Annotated in this window: 22 protein-coding genes and 2 pseudogenes; 15 read left to right on the forward strand and 9 right to left on the reverse strand. The window is 69.4% G+C overall.

Annotation, left to right across the window (positions count from 1 at the left end; translation table 11 throughout):
* The 3 genes and pseudogenes from ACFE7F_RS13255 to rpmI form a co-directional block, all read right to left on the reverse strand.
* Positions 1-550 (reverse strand): annotated as a pseudogene (locus ACFE7F_RS13255) (hypothetical protein); the annotation flags it as partial.
* A gap of 201 nt (positions 551-751) precedes the next feature.
* Positions 752-1,117 carry a 50S ribosomal protein L20 gene (rplT, locus tag ACFE7F_RS13260; protein WP_331006022.1) on the reverse strand — a complete coding sequence of 122 codons (366 nt, stop codon included), beginning with the start codon at positions 1,115-1,117 and terminating at the stop codon, positions 752-754.
* A 17-nt stretch (positions 1,118-1,134) separates the two neighbouring features.
* Complete coding sequence (rpmI, locus tag ACFE7F_RS13265) at positions 1,135-1,338, reverse strand: 50S ribosomal protein L35 (RefSeq protein ID WP_093333883.1); 204 nt, start codon at positions 1,336-1,338, stop codon at positions 1,135-1,137.
* Between the two features lie 163 nt (positions 1,339-1,501).
* Between rpmI and ACFE7F_RS13270 the strand changes: the two genes are divergently transcribed.
* Positions 1,502-3,586: an AsmA family protein gene (locus tag ACFE7F_RS13270; protein ID WP_375404328.1), complete on the forward strand. Its 2,085-nt coding sequence runs from the start codon at positions 1,502-1,504 to the stop codon at positions 3,584-3,586.
* A gap of 127 nt (positions 3,587-3,713) precedes the next feature.
* On the opposite strand, the gene ACFE7F_RS13275 is transcribed toward ACFE7F_RS13270, so the two are convergent.
* The gene (locus ACFE7F_RS13275; protein ID WP_375404329.1) at positions 3,714-4,505 is read right to left on the reverse strand and encodes an inositol monophosphatase family protein; all 792 of its coding nucleotides are present in this window, start codon (positions 4,503-4,505) and stop codon (positions 3,714-3,716) included.
* 84 nt (positions 4,506-4,589) lie between these two features.
* Between ACFE7F_RS13275 and ACFE7F_RS13280 the strand changes: the two genes are divergently transcribed.
* Both ACFE7F_RS13280 and ACFE7F_RS13285 read left to right on the forward strand, forming a co-directional pair.
* Positions 4,590-5,135 carry a peroxiredoxin gene (locus ACFE7F_RS13280; protein ID WP_375404330.1) on the forward strand — a complete coding sequence of 182 codons (546 nt, stop codon included), beginning with the start codon at positions 4,590-4,592 and terminating at the stop codon, positions 5,133-5,135.
* Between the two features lie 62 nt (positions 5,136-5,197).
* Positions 5,198-6,241 carry a GGDEF domain-containing protein gene (locus ACFE7F_RS13285; protein WP_375404331.1) on the forward strand — a complete coding sequence of 348 codons (1,044 nt, stop codon included), beginning with the start codon at positions 5,198-5,200 and terminating at the stop codon, positions 6,239-6,241.
* A gap of 417 nt (positions 6,242-6,658) precedes the next feature.
* On the opposite strand, the gene ACFE7F_RS13290 is transcribed toward ACFE7F_RS13285, so the two are convergent.
* Positions 6,659-7,273, reverse strand: a complete 615-nt coding sequence (locus ACFE7F_RS13290) for a YbhB/YbcL family Raf kinase inhibitor-like protein (RefSeq protein ID WP_375404332.1) — start codon at positions 7,271-7,273, stop codon at positions 6,659-6,661.
* A gap of 88 nt (positions 7,274-7,361) precedes the next feature.
* Here ACFE7F_RS13290 and ACFE7F_RS13295 point away from each other — a divergent pair, with 88 nt between their 5' ends.
* The 5 genes from ACFE7F_RS13295 to ribH are packed head-to-tail and all read left to right on the forward strand — an operon-like array spanning position 7,362 to position 10,949.
* Positions 7,362-7,709 (forward strand): hypothetical protein, encoded by a 348-nt coding sequence (locus ACFE7F_RS13295; RefSeq protein ID WP_375404333.1) that lies wholly within the window; start codon positions 7,362-7,364, stop codon positions 7,707-7,709.
* A 20-nt stretch (positions 7,710-7,729) separates the two neighbouring features.
* Positions 7,730-8,758 (forward strand): bifunctional diaminohydroxyphosphoribosylaminopyrimidine deaminase/5-amino-6-(5-phosphoribosylamino)uracil reductase RibD, encoded by a 1,029-nt coding sequence (ribD, locus tag ACFE7F_RS13300; RefSeq protein ID WP_375404334.1) that lies wholly within the window; start codon positions 7,730-7,732, stop codon positions 8,756-8,758.
* Positions 8,759-8,762: 4 nt separating this feature from the next.
* Complete coding sequence (locus tag ACFE7F_RS13305; protein WP_375404335.1) at positions 8,763-9,383, forward strand: riboflavin synthase; 621 nt, start codon at positions 8,763-8,765, stop codon at positions 9,381-9,383.
* The gene (gene ribB, locus ACFE7F_RS13310) at positions 9,370-10,533 is read left to right on the forward strand and encodes a 3,4-dihydroxy-2-butanone-4-phosphate synthase (RefSeq protein ID WP_375404336.1); all 1,164 of its coding nucleotides are present in this window, start codon (positions 9,370-9,372) and stop codon (positions 10,531-10,533) included. Before ACFE7F_RS13305 ends, ribB begins: the two co-directional genes overlap by 14 nt.
* A gap of 2 nt (positions 10,534-10,535) precedes the next feature.
* Positions 10,536-10,949, forward strand: a complete 414-nt coding sequence (gene ribH / locus ACFE7F_RS13315; RefSeq protein WP_375404337.1) for a 6,7-dimethyl-8-ribityllumazine synthase — start codon at positions 10,536-10,538, stop codon at positions 10,947-10,949.
* A gap of 143 nt (positions 10,950-11,092) precedes the next feature.
* On the opposite strand, the gene ACFE7F_RS13320 is transcribed toward ribH, so the two are convergent.
* Positions 11,093-12,178 (reverse strand): alkene reductase, encoded by a 1,086-nt coding sequence (locus ACFE7F_RS13320; RefSeq protein ID WP_375404338.1) that lies wholly within the window; start codon positions 12,176-12,178, stop codon positions 11,093-11,095.
* A 52-nt stretch (positions 12,179-12,230) separates the two neighbouring features.
* Between ACFE7F_RS13320 and ACFE7F_RS13325 the strand changes: the two genes are divergently transcribed.
* The 6 genes from ACFE7F_RS13325 (at position 12,231) to ACFE7F_RS13350 (ending at position 18,122) form a co-directional block, all read left to right on the forward strand.
* Positions 12,231-13,169: a DMT family transporter gene (locus ACFE7F_RS13325; protein ID WP_375404339.1), complete on the forward strand. Its 939-nt coding sequence runs from the start codon at positions 12,231-12,233 to the stop codon at positions 13,167-13,169.
* On the forward strand, positions 13,166-13,825 hold the full coding sequence (locus ACFE7F_RS13330; RefSeq protein ID WP_375404340.1) for a COQ9 family protein: 660 nt from the start codon (positions 13,166-13,168) through the stop codon (positions 13,823-13,825). Before ACFE7F_RS13325 ends, ACFE7F_RS13330 begins: the two co-directional genes overlap by 4 nt.
* Positions 13,826-13,893: 68 nt before the next feature.
* On the forward strand, positions 13,894-14,181 hold the full coding sequence (locus ACFE7F_RS13335; RefSeq protein ID WP_375404341.1) for a ferrous iron transport protein A: 288 nt from the start codon (positions 13,894-13,896) through the stop codon (positions 14,179-14,181).
* Positions 14,182-14,203: 22 nt separating this feature from the next.
* Positions 14,204-16,051 (forward strand): ferrous iron transporter B, encoded by a 1,848-nt coding sequence (locus ACFE7F_RS13340; RefSeq protein WP_375404342.1) that lies wholly within the window; start codon positions 14,204-14,206, stop codon positions 16,049-16,051.
* 10 nt (positions 16,052-16,061) lie between these two features.
* On the forward strand, positions 16,062-16,601 hold the full coding sequence (gene ssb, locus ACFE7F_RS13345; protein WP_375404343.1) for a single-stranded DNA-binding protein: 540 nt from the start codon (positions 16,062-16,064) through the stop codon (positions 16,599-16,601).
* Between the two features lie 105 nt (positions 16,602-16,706).
* Positions 16,707-18,122 (forward strand): sensor histidine kinase, encoded by a 1,416-nt coding sequence (locus tag ACFE7F_RS13350; protein ID WP_375404347.1) that lies wholly within the window; start codon positions 16,707-16,709, stop codon positions 18,120-18,122.
* Between the two features lie 11 nt (positions 18,123-18,133).
* Here ACFE7F_RS13350 and ACFE7F_RS13355 read toward each other — a convergent pair whose 3' ends face one another.
* From ACFE7F_RS13355 to ACFE7F_RS13365, 3 genes are all read right to left on the reverse strand, one after another.
* Entirely contained in the window at positions 18,134-18,529 is a 396-nt protein-coding gene (locus ACFE7F_RS13355) for a response regulator (RefSeq protein WP_375404344.1), read from the reverse strand.
* A gap of 66 nt (positions 18,530-18,595) precedes the next feature.
* Positions 18,596-19,183: a methionine biosynthesis protein MetW gene (gene metW, locus ACFE7F_RS13360; RefSeq protein WP_375404345.1), complete on the reverse strand. Its 588-nt coding sequence runs from the start codon at positions 19,181-19,183 to the stop codon at positions 18,596-18,598.
* A complete protein-coding gene (locus tag ACFE7F_RS13365) occupies positions 19,180-20,292 on the reverse strand; it encodes a homoserine O-acetyltransferase (protein WP_375404346.1) in 1,113 nt (370 codons plus the stop codon). The genes metW and ACFE7F_RS13365 overlap by 4 nt, the downstream gene beginning before the upstream one ends.
* Before the next feature lie 76 nt (positions 20,293-20,368).
* On the opposite strand from ACFE7F_RS13365, the pseudogene ACFE7F_RS13370 reads away from it, so the two are divergent.
* Positions 20,369-20,573 (forward strand): annotated as a pseudogene (locus ACFE7F_RS13370) (histidinol-phosphate transaminase); the annotation flags it as partial.

A 20,573-nucleotide genomic window follows, 5' to 3' on the forward strand; every position in this document is an offset into this window, starting at 1 on the left:
GAGGGGCTGTTTCCGCATGGGCAGTCGGTCGCGTCCGACTCAGCCCCTCTCCCCAGAGGGGAGAGGGAGTCATGTAGAAGGTGTCGTGCATTGCCCTTGCCGGGTGGGTTTCCGGGATATTGAGCGCGGTGAAGTTGTGCCAGTCGTCCTCGATCTCCGGACCCGTCGCGACCGCGAAGCCGAGATCGGCGAAGATCTCGGCTAGCTCGTCCATCACCTGGCTGACGGGGTGGATCGTGCCGGGCGCGGGCAGGTCGACGGGGAGCGTCATGTCCACGCGCTCGCCCGCGAGCCTGGCGTCCAGCGCGAGCTGTTCGAGGTGGCCCTTACGCTCCGCGATCGCGGCCGTTACCGCTTCACGGAGCGCCTGGATCGGCGGCGCTTCCGCCTGGCGCTGGTCCGGCGTCATGGGCCCGAGCGTCTTGAGGAGCGCGGTCACCCTCCCCTGCTTGCCGAGCGCGTCGACCCGGACCGCCTCCAGCGCGTCGAGCGAGGCGGACGCCTCGACCGAGGTCAGCAGCTGTTCGGACAGGACGTGGAGATCGTTCATCGGTTTGCTTCTCTCCGTTCGCCCTGCGCTTGTCGAAGGGTCGTTCTACCTTCACCGGCCGTGGAAGAAGGACGTTGCTTCGACAAACTCAGCACGAACGGGTTGGGGATTGGAGCGGCCCTTACAAGCCAAGGCCGATAACAAAAAGGGCGCGGATGGCCTAGCCACCCGCGCCCTTCGTCGCTTTCTCACAGGGCGCCTTCAGGCGGCCTGGGGCAGAGCCGCTTTCGCCTGCGCGATGATGGCGGTAAACGCCGCGCCCTCATGCATGGCGATGTCGGCCAGGACCTTCCGGTCGAGTTCGACGCCCGCGAGCTTGAGCCCGTGCATGAACTGCGAATAGGTCAGGCCTTCGGCCCGGACGCCCGCGTTGATGCGCTGGATCCACAGGCCCCGGAAGGTGCGCTTCTTAACCTTGCGGTCGCGGTAGGCATACTGCCCGGCCTTTTCGACAGCCTGGCGGGCGATGCGGATCGTGTTCTTGCGACGGCCGTAATAGCCCTTCGCCTGTTCCAAGATCCGCTTGTGCTTGGCGCGGGTAGTTACACCCCGTTTTACGCGTGCCATTGTCTAATCCTTTCCGCTCAACCGAGACCGTAGGGGGCCCAGGCCTTCACCGCGGCCGTGTCGGCCTTGGACAGGACCTTGGTGCCGCGGTTCTGGCGGATGTACTTGCCATTGTGATGCAGCAGGCGGTGGCGCTTGCCGGCAACGCCGTGCTTGAGCAGGCCGGTGGCGGTGAGCTTGAAGCGTTTCTTGACGCCGCTCTTGGTCTTGAGCTTGGGCATTTTCATCTCCTCGGAAAGGCGATGCACGAAACAGCCGCGGCAGCGCCAAGATGGCCGGGCAGTTCGGTGGGTTTGCATCGCTATGGAACGGGCGCGCATAATCTCCGGTTCATGGGAATGCAACTAGCTGGACCCGCATGGGGATTACGAGCAAGTCCACGGGATGAATGTTCAAACCGAAGTGAGGGTCGAGGAGCAGCGGCCGCGCAAGCGCCGGGCTTGGCGGATCGTGCGCAACGTTGTGCTGGGGGTCTTCGGCGCGGTGTTCGCGGTCTGGCTGGTCCTCTACATCACCAAGGGCCGGTTCCTGCGCGGGCCGTTCGAGACGATCGTCGGGCGCTCGCTGGAGCGCGAGGTGCGGGTCGCGGGCGACTTCCAGCTGTATTTCGATCCGTTCGATATCAAGTTCCTGGCCGAGCGGATGCGGATCGCCAACCCGGCTTGGGCGACGCGGCCGGACCTATTCGCCGCCCAGCGGATCGAGACTCGCATCCCGCCGCTGTCGCTGATCTGGGGCCGACGGCGCGCACGGTGGCTGGACCTGGTGGGCGGGCGCATCGACCTGGAATGGGACGCGGCGCACCGGCGCAATACGTGGACCTTTTCGGAAGCGAAGGGCGAGCCGTTCGAGATGCCGCTGATCGGGCGCGCGACGGTGGCTGGGACGTCCTTGCGATATCTCGATCCGCAATTGCGCGTGCTGGTCGATATCAGGTTCGAGACGATCCGCGCGGGCGCCGGACGCATCGACGACCAGGTCCGGTTCTCGGGTGACGGGCGCGCGCTCGACTCGCGCTTCACGTTGGTGGGATCGCTGCTGTCGCCCAACTCGACCGTCGCGAACGGCGAGAACAAGCTTCAGGCGACCGCGCGGTTCGGATATGACATGATCGAAATGTCGGGAACGCTGCCGAGCGCGACGCAGATCGAGGGCGTACCGCTGCGGGTCGCCGCGCGTGGGCGGAACATGGCCGAGCTGCTGGGCATCATCGGCGTCGCGGTGCCCGAATCGCGCGGCTACCGGGTGCGCGCGCGGATGGTGAAGGACGGGCCGGAATACCGCTTCACCCGGCTGGCGGGACGGTTCGGGACCAGCGACATCGCCGGGCGCTTCACGGTGAAGCAGCGCGAGCCCCGCATTCATATCGACGCCGATCTCAGCACCCGCAGCCTGGACATCATCGATGTCGCGCCGTTCATGGGGTATAATCCCGACCTGATCGCGACGGTCGGCGTGGCGGCCGCGTCGGGTCAGACCGGCCCGGTGCCGCGGCTGCTCCCGGACGCGCGGCTCCGCGTGGAGTCGCTCAAGCTGTTCGACGCGGACGTGCGGTACAAGGTGGCGGCGGTCCGGTCGCGGCGGGTGCCGATCTCGAACATCGACTTGACGCTGGAGCTCGACAACCGGCTACTGACGCTGTCGCCGCTGACCTTCAGCATGGCGCGCGGCGAGGTGTTGTCGGACATCGTCATCGACGCGCGCGGCGCTCCCGTGCGCACCAAATACGACATCCGCCTGGCCCCGACGCCGATCGCGCGGCTGCTGGCGGGATGGGGCGTCGAGGAGGCGGGGACGTCGGGCACCGTGCGGGCGCGGGCGCAGCTGGTGGGCGTGGGCGACACGGTCCACGATTCGCTGTCCACCGCCAACGGCCGCATCGCGATCACCATTCCCGCAGGCACAATGTGGACGCGTAACGCGCAGTTGGCCGAGCTCGATCTGGGCACCTTCGTCGACAAGATGTTCCGCGGTAAGCTGAAGGAGCCGATCCGCATCAATTGCGGGCTGATCGGCTTCACGGTCAGGAACGGGGTGGCGGCGGCGGACCCGATCCTGATCGACACGACCAAGAACGTCATTCTCGGGCGGGGCGGGTTCAGCTTCCGGACGGAGGCGATCGACCTGGCGATGCGCGCGGACGGCAAGAAGTTCTCGCTGTTCTCCGGCCAGTCGCCGGTCGGTATCGGTGGGCAATTCGCCGCGCCCAAGCTGGACGTGATCAGCCCCGAACTGCTGGCGCGGGCGGGCGTCGGGTTGGGGCTGGCGCTGGTCGCGTCGCCGGTGGGCGCGGTGCTGGCCTTCGTCGATATCGGCGACGCCAAATCGACGGCGTGCGGCCCCGTGCTGGGCGGCGCGACGGCGGCGGCGCAGCGGACGAGGGGCGGCGAGAAACGCGACGATGTCGGGCGCGGGACGACGAGCAAGGAAGAGGGTGGGAAGCGGAAGAAGTTCCTGGGGATTTTCTAGTTCTTCTCCCTCTCCCCTTTGGGGAGAGGGTCAGGGAGAGGGGCTTGTTCAGAGAGCGGATCCTGTCCTCGAGAGAACCCCTCTCCCCGGCCCTCTCCCCGCGAGCGGGGAGAGGGAGATCACAGAATCACACGATCGTCCCCATCGCTTCCAGCACGTCGTCCACCCGGGCCGGATCGCCGATCGCCAGCACGTCGCCCGTGCTGTCCGCCGTCAGCGGGTCGCCGCGCCAATCGCACATGCGGCCGCCCGCCCCCTCCACCACGGGCACGAGCGCGGCGAAGTCGTGGAGCTTGAGGCCGGACTCGCACACCAGGTCGAGATGGCCGGACGCCAGCAGGCCGTAATTATAGCAGTCGCCGCCATAAAGCGGGCCCATGCGGCCGCTCGCCGTCGCGGCGACGAGCGAAAGGAAGCGCGGCCCGTCCGTTTCCGCGAAATAATGCGGACTGCTCGTAGCCAGGATCGACCCGGGCAACGCCGCGCAGGCGCGTGTCCGTGTCGGAACCCCGCCCAGCGTGGTCCCACGCCCGACCACCCCTATCCAACGCTCATGCTGGATCGCCTGGTCGATGACGCCCAGCAGCGGCCAGTCATCGACGAGGAGCGCGATCAACGTTCCGAAGATCGCCCGACCGGCCGTGAAACTATGCGTTCCGTCGATCGGGTCGAGCACCCAGCGCCGGCCGGTCACGCCCGGCTTTTCGCCATACTCCTCGCCGACCACGCCGTCGCCGGGCGCTTCGGCATCGAGCAGCCGGCGCATCGCCGCCTCGGCCGCGCGGTCGGCGAGCGTGACGGGGGAGCCGTCCGCCTTGGTCTCGACGCCGTGCGGCGCTCGAAAGTACGGTCGGATCGCCGCCCCGGCCGCGTCGGCAAGGCGGGCGGCGAGGTCGATGTCGGCTTGGGTCACGCGCATCGGTCCGCCTAGTCGCAGGCGCGGGCGGCTGGCAATGGTGCGGGCGGGCGGGTAGCGTTAGCGGGATCAACACGGGAGTCCTCCATGCGCCGCCTCGCCCTCATGCTCGCCCTGCTCGCCTCCCCCGCCCTCGCGACGCTCGCGCCCGGGGCCAAGGCGCCCGACTTCACCACGCGCGGCGCGATGGCCGGTAAGGTTTTCAACGTCACGCTGTCGCAGCAGCTCAAGCGCGGGCCGGTGGTGCTGTATTTCTTCCCCGCCGCCTTCACCTCGGGCTGCAACGCCGAGGCGCGCGCCTTCGCGGACAAGGTGGGCGAGTTCCGCGCGGCGGGCGCGACGGTGATCGGCATGTCGGCCGACCCGGTCGAGCAGCTCCGGAAGTTCTCGGCGACCGAATGCGCGGGCAAGTTCGCGGTGGCGAGCGCGGGGCCGGGCGTCGTGAGCGGGTACGATGTCGCCTTCCCCAGGCAGATCGGGGGGCGCACCGTCACGAGCCGCACCAGCTACGTCATCGGTCGCGACGGGCGGATCGCCTTTGTCCACAACGACATGAACCCGGCCGAGCATGTGACGATGACGCTGGCCGCCGTGAGGCAGCTGGCGCCGAAGTCGACCGGGGGTGCCCGGTGACGCAATCCTAACCTATCGATATTAAACCGCCCGCTTGATCGATGTTGACTTGAGGGTGAGCGATGCGGGGCGCGGCGGCGCGGAACGGGCGGGGTGACGATGCGGGCGACGATCTGTTCGCCCGCGTAGGCGCGTTCCTGCTCGAACATCGGCTGTCGCCGGACCCCGCGCATTATCTTTTCGCCTATCACGTGCTCAGCGATCCGGCGGGCGCGCTCGCGGCGGCGGTGGCTCGGATCACCGACGACGGCGTGCGGCTGAGCCGCGCCGACATCGAGAAGCTGGGCGGCACGGTCGTCGGGGGGACGGCCGGCAAGGTCGGGGCGGAGGCGGACGAGGCCGCTGCGGCGACACGGCGGCTGATGGGCGAGGTCTGGTCGCAGGTGGAGGAGTTCGCGCGGGTGATGCGCGACGTGCATCACGAAGCGCAGGGGTTCGGCCGCGATCTGGCGGCGCATGCTGCGACGATGGACAGGGCGACGACGGACGGGACCGACCCCGGCGGCGGCATGGCCGAGCTCGCGCGGATCACCGGCGCCGTGCTGGCGCGCGTCCACGCGGCCGAGGAGCGGCTGGAGCGGGCGACGCGCGAGGGCGACGAGCTGCGCGCGAAGCTCGCCGAGGCGCAGGTCACGGCGCGGGTGGACATGCTGACCGGACTGCCCAACCGCCGCGCCTTCGAGGAAGCGTTCGCCGCCCGGCGCGGGTCGGCCTGCCTGGCGATATGCGACGTCGACCGGTTCAAGCGCATCAACGATGGCTACGGCCACGGCGTCGGCGACCGGGTGCTGAGCGCGATCGCCGACAGCCTGCGCGTCGAGTGCGGCGAGCACATGGTCGCGCGGCACGGCGGCGAGGAGTTTGCGGTGCTGCTGACGGGGGTCGATCCCGACCGGGCGGCGGCGATCCTGGAAGGCGCGCGCGAGGCTGTCGCGACCAAGCGCTTCCGCTCGCGCGAGAACGACATGCTGATCGGGCGGGTGACGGTGTCGGTCGGGCTGACCTCGGTTAATCCGGGCGAACCGTTGGTGGAGGCGTTCGCGCGGGCGGACCGGTTTCTCTACACCGCCAAGACGACCGGTCGCGACCGGCTCTGCATGGGCTGAAACGCGCCAACAAATCGCAAGCGTCGCGAGACCACGTGGCGCAGGATCCCAACCTGAAAAGACCGCGTCCGTTAACCCTCTGAATTGCGGCGATAGTCGGAATTGGCACGGGGGATGCAAAGTATTCGGCATCGGCGGGGCGAATGGTTCGCACAGCCGGCCAACAGGGAAAGACCTACATCATGACCAGCCGTTTCCAGTCCGCTCAGCGCATCGTCGTCTCGTTCGTCGGCGCGCTGTTCTTCGCCGCGATCGCGGTGGGCACCGCCGTTCCCATCATCCCGGTCGCCTGACCGGCGTCGTTTCAGCTCCGAGGGATGCCCATCATGATCCGCCAGTTCGCCTTCGCCGTCGCGGGCTTCGCCTGCACCGCCGTCCTCATCGCCATGAGCGCGCCGCCGGTCGTCTGACCCCGGCCTAGCTTGGCACAGTAGCGCCGACCGGCCCGACCGGGGCCGGCTCCTCGCGCGAATAGGTGCCGATCAGCAATCCCGCCGCGAGCAGGTGCCCGCGCATCGCCTCCACCAACGCCGCCCGGCCGGGGTTCCCACCCGGGTCGGGCGCGTGCGCATCCAGCGCGAACAGCTGGAAGGCGTAACGATGCTCGCCGTGGCCCGTCGGCGGATCGGGCGGCAGCCAGCCTTCACGGAAGAACGAATTGCGGCCCACGTCGCGGCCCGCGAAGCCGTCGCCGTCGGCCGCGATCGCGCCCTCCTCGAGCCGCCCGGACTCGGCGGCGAGACCCCAGATCACCGCATGGACCAGCGGCTGCGGCGCCGGCGCGTCGGCGTCCTCGACCAGCAGCGCCAGCCGGGCGGTCCCGGCAGGCGGCGCGGTCCATACGAGCGGCGGCGACGCGCCAGCCCCGTCGGCGGTGAAGCGCGGCGGCAGGCGGCCGCCATGCGCAAAGGCGGGGCTCATCAGCTCGAGCTCGGGCAGCCCGGCGGCGAGCTGCACCACCGCCAGCTTCTCGGGGCCGGCGCGCACCCCCGACAGCGTACGGCCCAGCCAGGCGGGAACATGTTCGAGCATCACGGGTCTCCTTCCTCCGAAAACGACCGACGGACGGTTCGGTCGCATGGGCTCGCAAAGCCCGTGCGGGCCGACTATCTCCTGCTCCATGCAATTCTTCGCCCGCCTGTCGCCCATCCGCGCGTTCCTCGACCTGCGGCGCTTCCTGAACGGGCGCGAGCCGTACGAACTCGGCTTCCTGCTGCTGGCGATGATGGTGACCGGCTTCTTCGTCTACGCCTTCGCGTTCGACGGTCAGATCGAGGAGACCTACACGCCCGACATCATCTATGTGGAGCAATATCGCCTCGACCGCACCGACGCGCAGATCACGGCGCAGCAGAAGATCGACGGCGCGATCAAGGCCGAGCGGCTGGCCGAGCGCCGCAAGCTCGAGCTGGAGCGCCAGGCGTCGTTCAAGCGGCTCGACGACAATCTGAAAAGCGTAGGTCTCTGACGGACGACGATGCACGCTGGATGGGCGCGGCGTTGACGCTGGGCGAGCGTGGGCGCGGGCGGACCGCGCCCAACCCCAATGTCGGCTGCGTCATCGTCCGGGATGGCCGCGTCGTCGGGCGCGGCTGGACGCAAATCGGCGGGCGGCCGCATGCCGAAGCGATGGCGCTGGAACAGGCGGGCGCGGAGTCGCGCGGCGCGACTTGCTATACGACGCTGGAGCCGTGCGCGCACCGGTCGGTACGCGGGCCGACCTGTTCGGATTCGTTGGTCGAGGCCGGCGTCGCGCGGGTGGTGGCGGCGCTGGGCGATCCCGATCCGCGCACGGATGGCGGCGGGTTCGCGCGGTTACGCGCGGCGGAAGTGGCGGTCGCGGTCGGCATCCGCGCGGAGGACGCACAGCGGTCGATGGCGGGGTTCCTCACGCGCCGGACCCACGGCCGGCCGCATGTCACGCTCAAGCTCGCCACCTCGCTCGACGGCCGCATCGCGACCGCATCGGGCGAGAGCCGTTGGATCACCGGCCCGGCCTCGCGCGCGCACGCCCATCTGGAGCGCGCGCGGCACGAGACGATCCTGGTCGGGCGAGGTACGTGGGAAGCGGACGCGCCGACGCTGGACGTTCGGCTGGCGGGGCTGGAGGGGCGCAGTCCTCGACGCATTCTCCTGACCCGTCACCCCCGCGCAGGCGGGGGCCCATCTCCCGCCGGATCGGCGATGCACGACGGGTCGGAGGTGGGTCCCCGCTTGCGCGGGGATGACGGAAGGAGATGGGAGGTTATCGCGAGTCCCCACGCCGTTGCCGACCTCCCGGGCGGCGACCACCTCCTCGTCGAGGGTGGCGCGGCCACCGCCGCCGCGTTCCTGGCCGCCGACCTCGTCGACCGCCTCCTCCTCTACCGCGCGCCGATCGTCATCGGCGGCGGGCTGTCCGCGATCGGCGATATCGGCCTCCCCGACCTAGCCGCGGCGCATGGGCGGTGGCGGCTGCACGACGCGCGCGGGCTTGGCGGCGACCGGCTCGAGGTCTACGAGCGCCGGAGGAGCTGACGCGATGTTCACCGGCATAATCACCGATATCGGCACGATCGACAGCATCGAGACGCGCGGCGACATGCGCGTGGTCGTGCGTACCGCCTACGACACGGGCAGCGTCGATCTCGGCGCGTCGATCGCTTGCTCGGGCGTGTGCCTGACCGTGGTCGACAAGTCGCCGGCGGGCGGGCCGGGCTGGTTCGCGGTCGATGTGTCGGGCGAGACGCTGTCCTGCACCGCCCAGGGCCAGTGGCGCGAGGGCCGCCGCCTGAATCTCGAACGCGCGATGAAGCTCGGCGATGAGATGGGCGGACATATCGTCACCGGTCATGTCGACGGCGTCGCCGAGGTCGTCGCCGTCGCCGCCGAGGGCGACTCGAAGCGGATCGACATCGCCGTTCCCGCCGACATCGCGCCGTACGTGGCGGGCAAGGGATCGATCACGATCGACGGCGTGTCGCTCACCGTCAACGGCGTCGCCGACGAGGGCGCGCGATCGCGCTTCTGGATCAACGTCATCCCGCATACGCAAGGCGCGACGACGCTCGGCGGGCTGGAGCCGGGGATGGCGGTCAACATCGAGATCGACGTGCTCGCGCGCTATCTGAAGCGAATGGAGGCCTATCATGGTGCAGCCTAGTTCCTCGCGGCCCGAGCTGTCGCGCCTGCGCCATGCCTTCCTTTCCTCGCCCGAGGAGATCATCGACGAGGCCAAGAACGGCCGCATGTTCATCCTGGTAGACGACGAGGACCGCGAGAATGAGGGCGACCTGGTCATCCCCGCGCAGATGGCGACACCCGACGCGATCAATTTCATGGCCAAGCATGGTCGCGGGCTGATCTGCCTGGCGCTCACCAAGCGCCGCGTCGAGGAGCTCGGGCTGGACTTGATGAGCCGCCATAACGGCACGCGCCACGAGACCGCCTTCACCGTATCGATCGAGGCGCGCGACGGGGTGACGACGGGCATCTCGGCCGCCGACCGCGCGCGGACCGTCGCTGTCGCGATCGATTCGTCCAAGGGCCGCGACGAGATCGTGACGCCCGGCCACGTCTTCCCCCTGATCGCGCGCGACGGCGGCGTGCTGGTGCGCACGGGGCATACGGAGGCGGCGGTCGACGTGTCGCGGCTGGCGGGGCTGAACCCGTCGGGCGTGATCTGCGAGATCATGAACGAGGACGGCACGATGAGCCGCCTCGACGACCTCGTCACCTTCGCGCAGTTCCATGGGCTGAAGATCGGCACGATCCGCGACCTGATCGCGTACCGCCGCCGCTACGACCATCTGGTCGAGAAGCGCGCGGAGATGCCGTTCCAGTCGCGCTGGGGCGGGCAGTGGCGCGCGATCACCTACTACAACAAGGCGAGCGGCGACGAGACGATCGCGCTGGTGAAGGGGCATATCGACCCGGACAAGCCGACGCTCGTGCGGATGCACACCGCATCCTACTTCGTCGACATGTTCGGCGAGGAGTCGGAGCGCACCGGGCTCCTGTCGCGATCGATGGAGCTGATCGCGGAGGAGGGCGAGGGCGTGATCGTCGTCATCAACCGGCCGATGAAGGACTCGGTGTCGCGCTTCATCAAGTTGCGCGGCGAGGGCAAGGGCGCGGGCGCGCCGGAGATCGAGGAGCTGCGGGATTACGGCGTCGGCGCGCAGATCCTGGCGGAATTGGGGGTGCAGGACATGGTGCTGCTGACCAACACGCACCATACGCTGGTCGCGCTCGACGGCTACGGCCTCAGCATCGTCGGCGAGCGCGCGATCCCCGGCACCGGGGGCGAGTAGGGATGGCACGCATCCTGATCGTCGAGGCGCGCTTCTACGACCATCTGAACGACCTGCTGCTGGAGGGCGCTCGGAGAGCGATCGAGGCGACGGGGCACGAGCACGAGACGATCACCGTCCCCGGCGCGCTCGAGCTGCCCGGCGTGATCGCGCTCGCGGCGGAGTCGTACGACGCGTTCGTCGCGCTCGGCGTCGTGATCCGCGGCGAGACCTATCATTTCGAGATCGTCGCGGGCGAGTCCGCGCGTGCGATCATGGCGCTGACGCTGGACGGCCTGGCGATCGGCAACGGCATCCTGACCGTGGAGAACGAGGCCCAGGCGCTGGCAAGAGCGCGCCCGACCGAGGGCGACAAAGGCGGCGGCGCGGCCCAGGCGGCACTCGCGATGCTGGCGCTTCGGGATCGGTTCTCGTAACCCTCTCCCGCTTTCGCGGGAGAGGGACCGGCGCGAAGCGCCAAGGTGAGGGCCGGACCTCTCCCGGAGAGGCCCACCCCTCACCCTCGCCGCGGCTACGCCACGTCTTTGCCTCTCCCGCAAAGGCGGGAAAGGGTTGGTGATCACGCCGCCACGCGCGCCAGCGCCGGGTAGTCGACATACCCTTCCGGTCCCTGGCTGTACCACGTCTTCATGTCGTCGGGCGCGAGCGGCTCGCCCGAGCGGAAGCGGTCGACCAGGTCGGGGTTGGCGATGAACGGCCGCCCGAACGCGATCGCGTCGGCCGTGCCGGCGTCGAGCTTCTCCCGCGCGTTCGCTTGGCCATAGTCGGAATTGAGCACCAGCGGCCCGGCGAACGCCTCGCGGATGGCGGGGGACAGGCGCGGTACGTCGGTGCGGCCGAAGGTGCCTTCGGGTCCGGGCTCGCGCAGTTCGAGGAATGCGATGCCGATCTCGCCGAGCGCGCGGACGGCGGGGATGAAGACGGACACCGGATCGCTATCGTCCACGCCCTGGCTGTCGCCATTGGGGGACAGGCGCACCGCCGTGCGGTCCGCGCCCGCCACCGACGCCACGCGCTCGGTCACTTCGCGAAGCAGGCGGATGCGGTTCTCGGGGGAGCCGCCATAGGCGTCGGTGCGGTAGTTGGCCCCGTCGCGCAGGAACTGGTCGATCAGATAGCCGTTCGCGGCGTGAATCTGCACCCCGTCGAACCCGGCCGCGAGCGCGTTGCGCGTCGCCAGCGCGTAATCGTCGAGCAACCGCGGCATCTCGGCCTCGGCCAGCGGTCGCGCTTCCTCGAACGGCTGCTTGCCCTCGAAGGTATGCGCCTTGCCCTCGGTCGCGGTAGCCGAGGAGGAGACGGGCTGTCCGCCGATCACCGACGAATGCACCTGCCGCCCCATATGCCACAGCTGCGCGACGATGCGCCCGCCCGCGGCGTGGACCGCGTCGATCACCGGCACCCATGCCTCCGTCTGCTCGTCGGTCCACAGGCCGGGCGCATAAGGCCAGCCCAGCCCCTCGCGGCTGATGCCCGTCGCCTCCGAGATGATCAGCCCGGCACCCGCGCGCTGGGCGTAATAGTCGACCATCATCGGCGTCGGCACCGCGTCCCTGGTCGCTCGACCACGGGTGAGCGGGGCCATGAGGATGCGGTTGGGGGCGTGGATCGCGCCCAGCTGGATAGGATCGAAGAGGCTCGGCATGGTGCGCTCCGTTCGGACTGTGTCGCCGCGACATAGGCGGCTATGGCGCGGCATGCACCCGGCGGACGCTCCAACTTCTACTTCGCCCGCCCCAAGCACGCGCGCGTTCGCCGCCCTGGTCGTCTCCAACGTCGCGCTGGCGTTCGGGCCGTGGTTCGTACGGTTGGCCGATACGGGCCCGGTCGCGTCGGGCTTCTGGCGGATCGCGCTCGCCGCGCCTTTGCTCGTCGCGCTCGCCTGGGGCTCCGGCGCGCGGCCGATGCGGTTGGGGCGTGGGCTATGGTGGATGCTGGCGGCCGGCGGCGTCTGCTTCGCCGCCGACCTGGCCGCCTGGCATCTGGGCATCCTGCGCACCACGCTCGCCAACGCGACGCTGTTCGGCAATTCGGCGACGCTGATCTTTCCGGTCTACGGCTTCCTGATCGCGCGCGCCTGGCCGACGCGAGCCCAAGCGGTCGCGCTGTTGCTGGCGACGGTCGGGGCGGTGTTGCTGATGGGGCGCAGCTACCAGCTCGATCCGCGCAACCTGACCGGCGACCTGCTCTGCCTGCTCGCCGGCATCCTCTACACCGTCTATTTCATCTGCATGGCGCGCGCGCGGGACACGATGGCCCCGATGCCCGCGCTCGCGCTGTCGACGCTCGCCAGCGTGCTGCCGCTGCTGCTGTTCGCCTGGGTCCTCGGCGAGCGGATATGGCCTGGCGACTGGGTACCGCTGGTCGGGCTCGCGCTCGCCAGCCAGGTGCTGGGCCAGGGGCTGATGATCTATGCGCTGGGCAAGCTGTCCCCGCTCGTAATCGGGATCGCGCTGCTGACGCAGCCGGTCGTGGCCGGGACCGTCGGGTGGATCGTCTATGGCGAGAAGCTTGGGGCTCCCGACCTGCTCGGCATCGCGCTGGTCGCCGCAGCCCTGGTGCTCGTCCGGCGCGGGCCGGCGGTTGCGGGCGGCGGACCGCAAGCCGATATCGGTACGGTAAAGGAGCCGGCATGACCGATCTGTCCGACGCGACCCTCGATGAGCTGCGCCTCGCGCTCGCGCCCGGCATCGCCGCCAATGCGGGCTTCGACGGCTGGGGCGACGCGGCGCTTGGGCTGGCCGCCGACGAGGCCGGGGTTGACCGCGACGTGGCCCGCCTCGCCTATCCGAAGGGCGCGGTCGACATGATCGACGCCTGGTTCGCGTACGTCGACGCGCGGATGACGGAGACCGTCCCCACCGACCGGCTCGCGGCCGCCAGGATCCGCGAGCGCATCGCGCTCCAGGTCGAGGCGCGGCTGGAGGTGGTCGCGCCCGATCGCGAAGCGCTGCGCCGCGCGCTGGCGGTGCTCGCCACGCCGGGCAACGTCACGCGCGCCGCCCGGCTCGGCTGGCGGACGGTCGATCTGATTTGGCGGCGCGCGGGCGATACCGCGACCGACCTGAACCACTATACCAAGCGCACGATCCTGCTCGGCGTCTACGCCGCGACGGTGTCGGTGTTCCTGAACGACGACAGCGAGGACTTCGCCGACACCCGCGCGTTCCTGGATCGCCGCATCGACGGCATCCTTCGGTTCGAGAAGCTGAAGGCGGGCATGGCCAACCGTTCGCTCTACCGTCCCAGCCTGTCGCGCTTCGTCGGGCGGCTGCGCTATCCGGAGCGGTAGGCGGCGCTGCTTGCGAGTTGTTCGCAAAGGGCTTCCCACCAGCAACGGTTAGTGATAATCACTCGCATATGGATATGTCCCAGCGCATCTCTCCCGCCCTGAGCCTCGAGTCTCTCCCGCGTTTCCAGCGCGCGACAGTGTCGGCCATCGAATGGGATCGGCTGGGTCTCTCCGAGGCTCGCCGCTTGCGCGAGCTCGGCTTCGACGAGGGGGTCGGCGTCGAGGTGCTGCACCGCGCGGGCTTGCGTGGCGGCCCGATCGCCTGCCGGATCGGGCGCATGACCGTCGCGATCCGCCGCGCGGTCGCCGCCGTGATCCATGTCTCGACCGCCGACGTCGCGCCCGTGGCGGCCTGACCCTCCACCAACGCCGAAGGGCATGACGCCCGCCCCGCTCGTAGCGCTCGTCGGCAATCCCAACGCCGGTAAGACCGCGCTGTTCAACGCGCTCACCGGCGCGCGGCAGAAAGTGGGCAACTACCCGGGCGTCACCGTCGAGCGCAAATCGGGGCGGCTGGTCCTTCCCGACGGTCGCCCCGCCGAACTGGTCGACCTGCCCGGCGCCTACAGCCTCGATCCCGTTTCACCCGACGAGGCGGTGACGCGCGATATGGTGATGGGCAGGTTGGCGGGCGAGCGGCGGCCCGACGCGCTGGTCGTCGTGCTCGACGCCGCCAATCTCGACAATCACCTGCGCTTTTGCCTCCAGATCATCGCGCTGGGGTTGCCCGTCGTGGTCGCGCTCAACATGGTCGACCTGGCCGAGCGCGACGGGCTGGTGCTCGACCCCGACGCCCTCGCGCGCGAACTGGGCGTGCCCGTGCTGCCGACGGTGGCGGTCCGGCGGCGCGGGCTTCCCGACCTGCTGGAAGCCGCCGCGCTCGCCGCGACGTCCAGGCCCCGCCCCGCCGCCGAGCCCGAACCGCTGGGGGTCCTTCAGAAGCGCGCCCGCGTGCTCGCGGCGGCGGCGGTCGTGAGCGAGACGCCCGCGCGGCGCTGGGCGCACCTGATCGACGGCGTCGCACTCCACCCCGTTTTCGGTCCTATCCTCCTCGTCGCCCTGCTCTTCGTCATGTTCCAGGCGGTGTTCAGCTGGTCGGAGGCACCGATCGGCTGGATCGAGAACGGGCTCGCTTTTCTGACGGCGCAGGTCGAGGCCGTTATGCCGGGCGGTTGGGTCCGCGACCTCCTGACCGACGGCGTGCTCGCGGGGGTCGGCGCGGTGGTCGTGTTCCTGCCGCAGATCCTGATCCTGTTCGGCTTCATCCTGGTGCTCGAAGCGTCGGGCTACATGGTCCGCGCGGCGTTCCTGATGGACCGGATAATGGCGCGCGCAGGGCTCTCGGGGCGCGCCTTCATCCCGCTCCTGTCGTCCTTCGCCTGCGCGGTGCCGGGCATCATGGCGACGCGCACGATCGACGACGAGCAGGACCGGCTGACGACCATCCTCGTCGCGCCGCTGATGACCTGCTCCGCGCGGCTGCCGGTCTATACCGTGATCATCGGCGCGTTCATCCCCGATCGCCAGCTCGCGCCGTTCGTCGGGCTGCAGGGGATCGTGCTGTTCGGGTTGTATCTGTTTGGCATCGTCGGCGCGTTCGTCGCGGCGCTGGTGCTGCGGCGGACCGTCACCAAGGGCGCGTCGTCGGGCTTCATGCTCGAGATGCCCAAATACCAGTGGCCCCGCCCTCGCGATCTGCTGATCGGCCTATGGTCGCGCGCCGCGGTGTTCCTGAAGCGCGCGGGGTCGATCATCGCGGTGACGACGATCGTGCTGTGGGCGCTGCTCAGCTTTCCCAAGCCGCCCGAAGGCAGCACCGTGTCGCCGGTCGATTATTCGGTCGCGGGCCGTATCGCGAACGGCGTCGAGGTGATCGTCGCCCCGATCGGCTTCAACCGCGACATCGCGCTGGCGCTGATCCCCGCCATGGCCGCGCGCGAGGTGGCGGTGGCGGCGATCGGCACCGTCTATGCGGTCGACAATCCGGAAGGGGCGAGCGGCGCGCGGACGATCCGCGACAACCTGCGTACCCGCTGGAGCCTGCCGACCGCGCTCGCGTTCCTGATGTGGTTCGTGTTCGCGCCGCAATGCATCTCCACGATCGCCGTCGCCAGGCGGGAAACCAACGGGTGGAAGTGGCCCGCCTTCATGGTTGGCTATTTGTTCGCGACCGCCTACGTGATGGCGGGTATAACCTATTGGTCGGCGGTGGCGTTCGGCCTGTAACGGAGAGCATATGGCGGGCAGCGTCAACAAGGTCATCCTGGTCGGCAATCTGGGCAAGGACCCCGAATCCAAATCGTTCCAGAACGGCGGCAAGATCGTCAAGCTGACGCTCGCCACTTCCGAATCGTGGAAGGACCGCCAGTCGGGGGAAAAGAAGGAGAAGACCGAGTGGCACAATATCGTCATCAACGACGAGCGCATCGCCGAGACCGCCGAGAAATACCTGCGTAAGGGCGCCAAGGTCTATCTCGAGGGACAGATACAGACCCGCAAGTGGCAGGACCAGAATGGGGCCGACCGCTACACGACCGAGGTGGTGATCCCGCGCTTCAATGGCGTGATGACGATGCTCGACCGAGCCGGCGGTGAGGGCGGCGGCGGTGGAGGTGGCGGCCGCGACTTCGGCGGCGGCGGTGACGAATATGGCGGCGGCGGACCGGGCGGCGGCTATGGCGGCGGCGCGGCCCGCGGCGGCGGCGGGGCCAAGGGCGGCGGCTTCGGCCAGGGCGGCGGCTTCGCGGACGATCTCGATGACGACGTACCGTTCTAAGGGGATCGCTTGGACTCTCCCCATATAGGTGACGCCGGCGATCCGGGGGAGCGAGCGCGCGTCGTGGCTCCCTACGACGTCGCGGGCGCGACCGCGCGGCGCGACATGGCCGACCTCGCCGATTTCGCGGCCGAGCTGCTCGGCGCGCCGCTCGCCACCGTGACGGTGATGGACGACGATTATCAGCATTTTCTGTCCGCGCACGGTGTCGACCTGCCCGGCTCCCCGCGCGACCTGAGCTTCTGTACGCACTTCATGGACGAGCCCGGCGTCTCGGTCGTCCCGGATGCCACCGCCGACCCGCGCTTTGCGGCCAATCCGTACGTCACGGGCGGTTTCGCCCTGCGCTTCTATGCGGGCGCGCCGCTCGTCACGCCGGAGGGCGAGACGCTGGGCAGCGTGTGCGTGTACGACACGACCGCGCGCGAGGGCCTGACCGACGTTCAGCGCCATGGACTCGAGATCCTCGCCAAGGCCGCGATGGGCCGCCTGGACGATCGCCGCGCCGAGCGCGCGCGCGAGGAGGCGCGCGCCAAGAACCTGGCGCAGCTGACCGAGAGCGCGAACCGTCTCCGCCTGCTCGCCGATGCCATGCCGCAGATGGTGTGGTCGACGCAGCCCGACGGCTTCCACGATTATTACAATGCGCGGTGGTACGAGTTCACGGGCTTGGCCGCCGGATCGACCGATGGCGAGGAGTGGAACGGGATCTTCCACCCCGACGACCAGGAGCGCGCCTCGCTTGGTTGGGCCGATTGTCTGGCCACGGGCAATCCGTACGAAATCGAATATCGCCTGCGCCGCCATGATGGCATCTATCGCTGGGTGCTGGGCCGCGCGCTGGCCGTGCGGGAGGGGAACGGCCCGATCACCCGCTGGGTCGGCACTTGCACCGACATCCACGAGCAGAAGCTCGCATCGGAGGAGCGCGAGGTCGTCTCCCAGGAGCTGAGCCACCGCATCAAGAACATCTTTTCCGTCATCTCCGGCCTGATCTCGCTCGCGGCCAAGAAGCGCCCGGGCATGGCGGATGCCGCGGCCGACCTGCGGGACCGGATCACCGCGCTCGGCCGCGCGCATGATTTTGTGCGGCCGCACAGCGCCTATTCCCGGCGCGACGTAGCGCCCGACTCCTTCCACGGCCTGCTCGCCGAACTGTTCGCGCCCTATGACCGCATCCGCATCGAGGGCGACGACCTGCCCATCGACGACCGATCCGCCACCCCGGTTGCGCTGTTGTTCCACGAGCTCGCGACCAACGCGACCAAATACGGGGCGCTGTCGGCCGATGGCGGCGCGGTGACGGTCACGATCGCGCGGGGCGAAGGACGCGCGACGGTTCGCTGGACCGAACGCGGCGGCCCGCCGGTGGTCGCGCCGGGCGACCATATCGGCTTCGGCACGCAACTGGTCGAACTGAGCGCGGTGCGTCAACTTGGTGGCGAAATCCGGCGCGACTGGCGACCGGACGGGCTGGTGGTGACGCTCGACGTGCCGCTATCCGCGTTCGACCGGGGATAGGCTCAGCGGGCCTAAGTGGCGCGGCCGATCTGCCGAAGGCCGTCTTTGGCGGCCGCAGCCTGCTCGCTTCCCGCCAGCTTGGCAGCGGCCAAGATTGCGGCCTCGCTGAACGGCTTGCGCACATAGCCCAGCGCATGCGCGGCCTCGCCGATCTGGGCGGGGTTGGCGGTGACGAACACGACTTTTACCCCGTGATCGCGCGCGATCCGGCGCGCGATGTCCGGGCCGGTGCAGCCGTCGCGCAGATTGACGTCCACCAGTGCGAAGTCGCACGCGGGCGCGGCGGCGAGCGCGGCCTCGCTGTCGGGCGCGATCGCGCACACCGAATAGCCCGCATCGGTCAGGATGCGTTCCAGATCCAAGGCGACGAAGATCTCATCCTCGACGATCAGTGCGGTCTTGCCCATATTTAATCCAGATTACGCAATAAGATAGGCAACGCCGCCGCTTTTGGCTGGTTCCTTTAATCTCGATTAAATCTTTAGCAAGAACACCGCATGTTCCGCCAGCAGGTTGGCGTTCGCGGGTCCGGTCCGCCCCGATCCGGCCAGGAACCAGGCCCGTTCCACCATGATCCCGCGCTCGGCGACGAAGGCGCGGAAGTCGTCCACGGTCAGATGGTGGATGTTGGGCGTGTCGTACCACCGTTCGGGCAGCAGCCGCGTCACCGGCATCCTCCCGCCGCGCAGCAGCGACAGCCGCACGCGCCAGTGGGCGAAGTTGGGGAACGACACGAACGCGCGTCCGCCGATCCGCAGCAGGTGGCCGAGCACCTGGTCGGGCGCGCGCGTGGTCTGCAACGTCTGGCTGAGCACGGCATAGTCGAAACTGGCGTCCGGATACTCGGCCAGATCGCGGTCGGCGTCGCCCTGCACCACCGACAGCCCGCGCGCGAGCGCGGCCGCGACGTTGGCCCCGTCGATCTCCAGCCCGCGTGCGTCCACCCCCTTCCCGTCGCGCAGCGCCGCCATCAGCGCGCCGTCGCCGCACCCGATATCGAGCACCCGGCTACCGGCCGCGACATGTCCGGCGATGATCCGGAGGTCGGCCCGCAAGGTCACGCGTCGGCCCGCAGGAAGCCATCGACGACGCGGCTCAGTTCCGGGTTGTCGAGCAGGAAGGCGTCATGGCCGAACGGGCTCGCTAGTTCCACGAAGCTCGCCGCCGCGCCGCCCGCGTTGAGCGCATGGACGACCCGGCGCGATTCGGCTGTGGGATACAGCCAGTCGGTGTCGAAGCTGACCAGGCAGAAGCGAGTCCGGCTGCCCCGGAACGCGTTCGCCAGCAGTCCGCCATGCTCCTCGGCCAAATCGAAATAATCCATCGCCCGGGTGATATAGAGGTACGAGTTGGTGTCGAACCGGTCGACGAAGCTGATTCCCTGGTGCCGCAGATAGCTCTCGACCTGGAAATCCGCGTCGAACCCGAACCCCTTGGTGTCGCGCGCCTGGAGCTTGCGCCCGAACTTCTCCGTCAGCCCCGCCTCCGACAGATAGGTGATGTGCGCCGCCATCCGCGCGACCGCTAGCCCGGCGGTTGGCCCGTCCCCGCCGTAATAGTCGCCGCCGCGCCAGTTCGGATCGGCCATCACCGCCTGGCGTCCGACCTCGTGAAACGCGATGTTCTGCGCGGTGTGCCTGGCGGTCGAGGCGATCACCACCGCCGCGCGCACGCGGTCGGGAAAGGTCGCGGCCCAGCTGAGCGCCTGCATGCCGCCCATCGATCCGCCCACCACGGCGCGCAACCGCTCGACGCCCAGATGGTCGAGCAGCATTCGTTGCGCGCGGACCATGTCGCGAACCGTGATCACCGGAAAACGCATCGCGAACGGCCGCCCGTCCGGTCCCTCGCTCGCGGGTCCCGACGATCCCATGCAGCTACCCAGCACGTTGGCGCACACCACGAAATGCCGGGCCGGGTCGATCGGCCTCCCCTCCCCCACCATCCGCGTCCACCAACCGGCCTTGGCGGTGCGCGGATGGACGCTCGCGACATGCTGGTCGCCGGTCAGCGCGTGGCAGATCAGCACGGCGTTCGAGCGGTCGGCGTCGAGCGTCCCATAGGTCTCGTAGGCGATCTCGACCGGCGACAGATTCCCACCCCCATCGAGCGCGAGCGGCCCGGGGAGCGTCACGCGCCGATCGAGGCCGAAGCGCCGATCCTGGGACATGGGGTCGAACGACATGGCCGTCCGGCTAGGACCGCCGCCTTTGCAAGGCAACCCGGCCGCCGCTACAGCCCGCCCCATGAACGCCAACGCTCACGGCCCCGTCCCCAAGCCCTGGATCATTGACATCGCGCCCTACGTTCCGGGGCGCTCCACCACCGACGACGGTCGCCGCGTCGTGAAGCTCTCGTCCAACGAGAACCCGCTCGGCACGCCTCCCGGCGCGCGCGCGGCGTTCGCGGAGGCCGCGAACAGCCTGGAGCGCTATCCGGACGCGGGCGCGA

Origin of the sequence: uncultured Sphingomonas sp. (assembly GCF_964235535.1) — a bacterium.
GTDB lineage: Bacteria > Pseudomonadota > Alphaproteobacteria > Sphingomonadales > Sphingomonadaceae > Sphingomonas.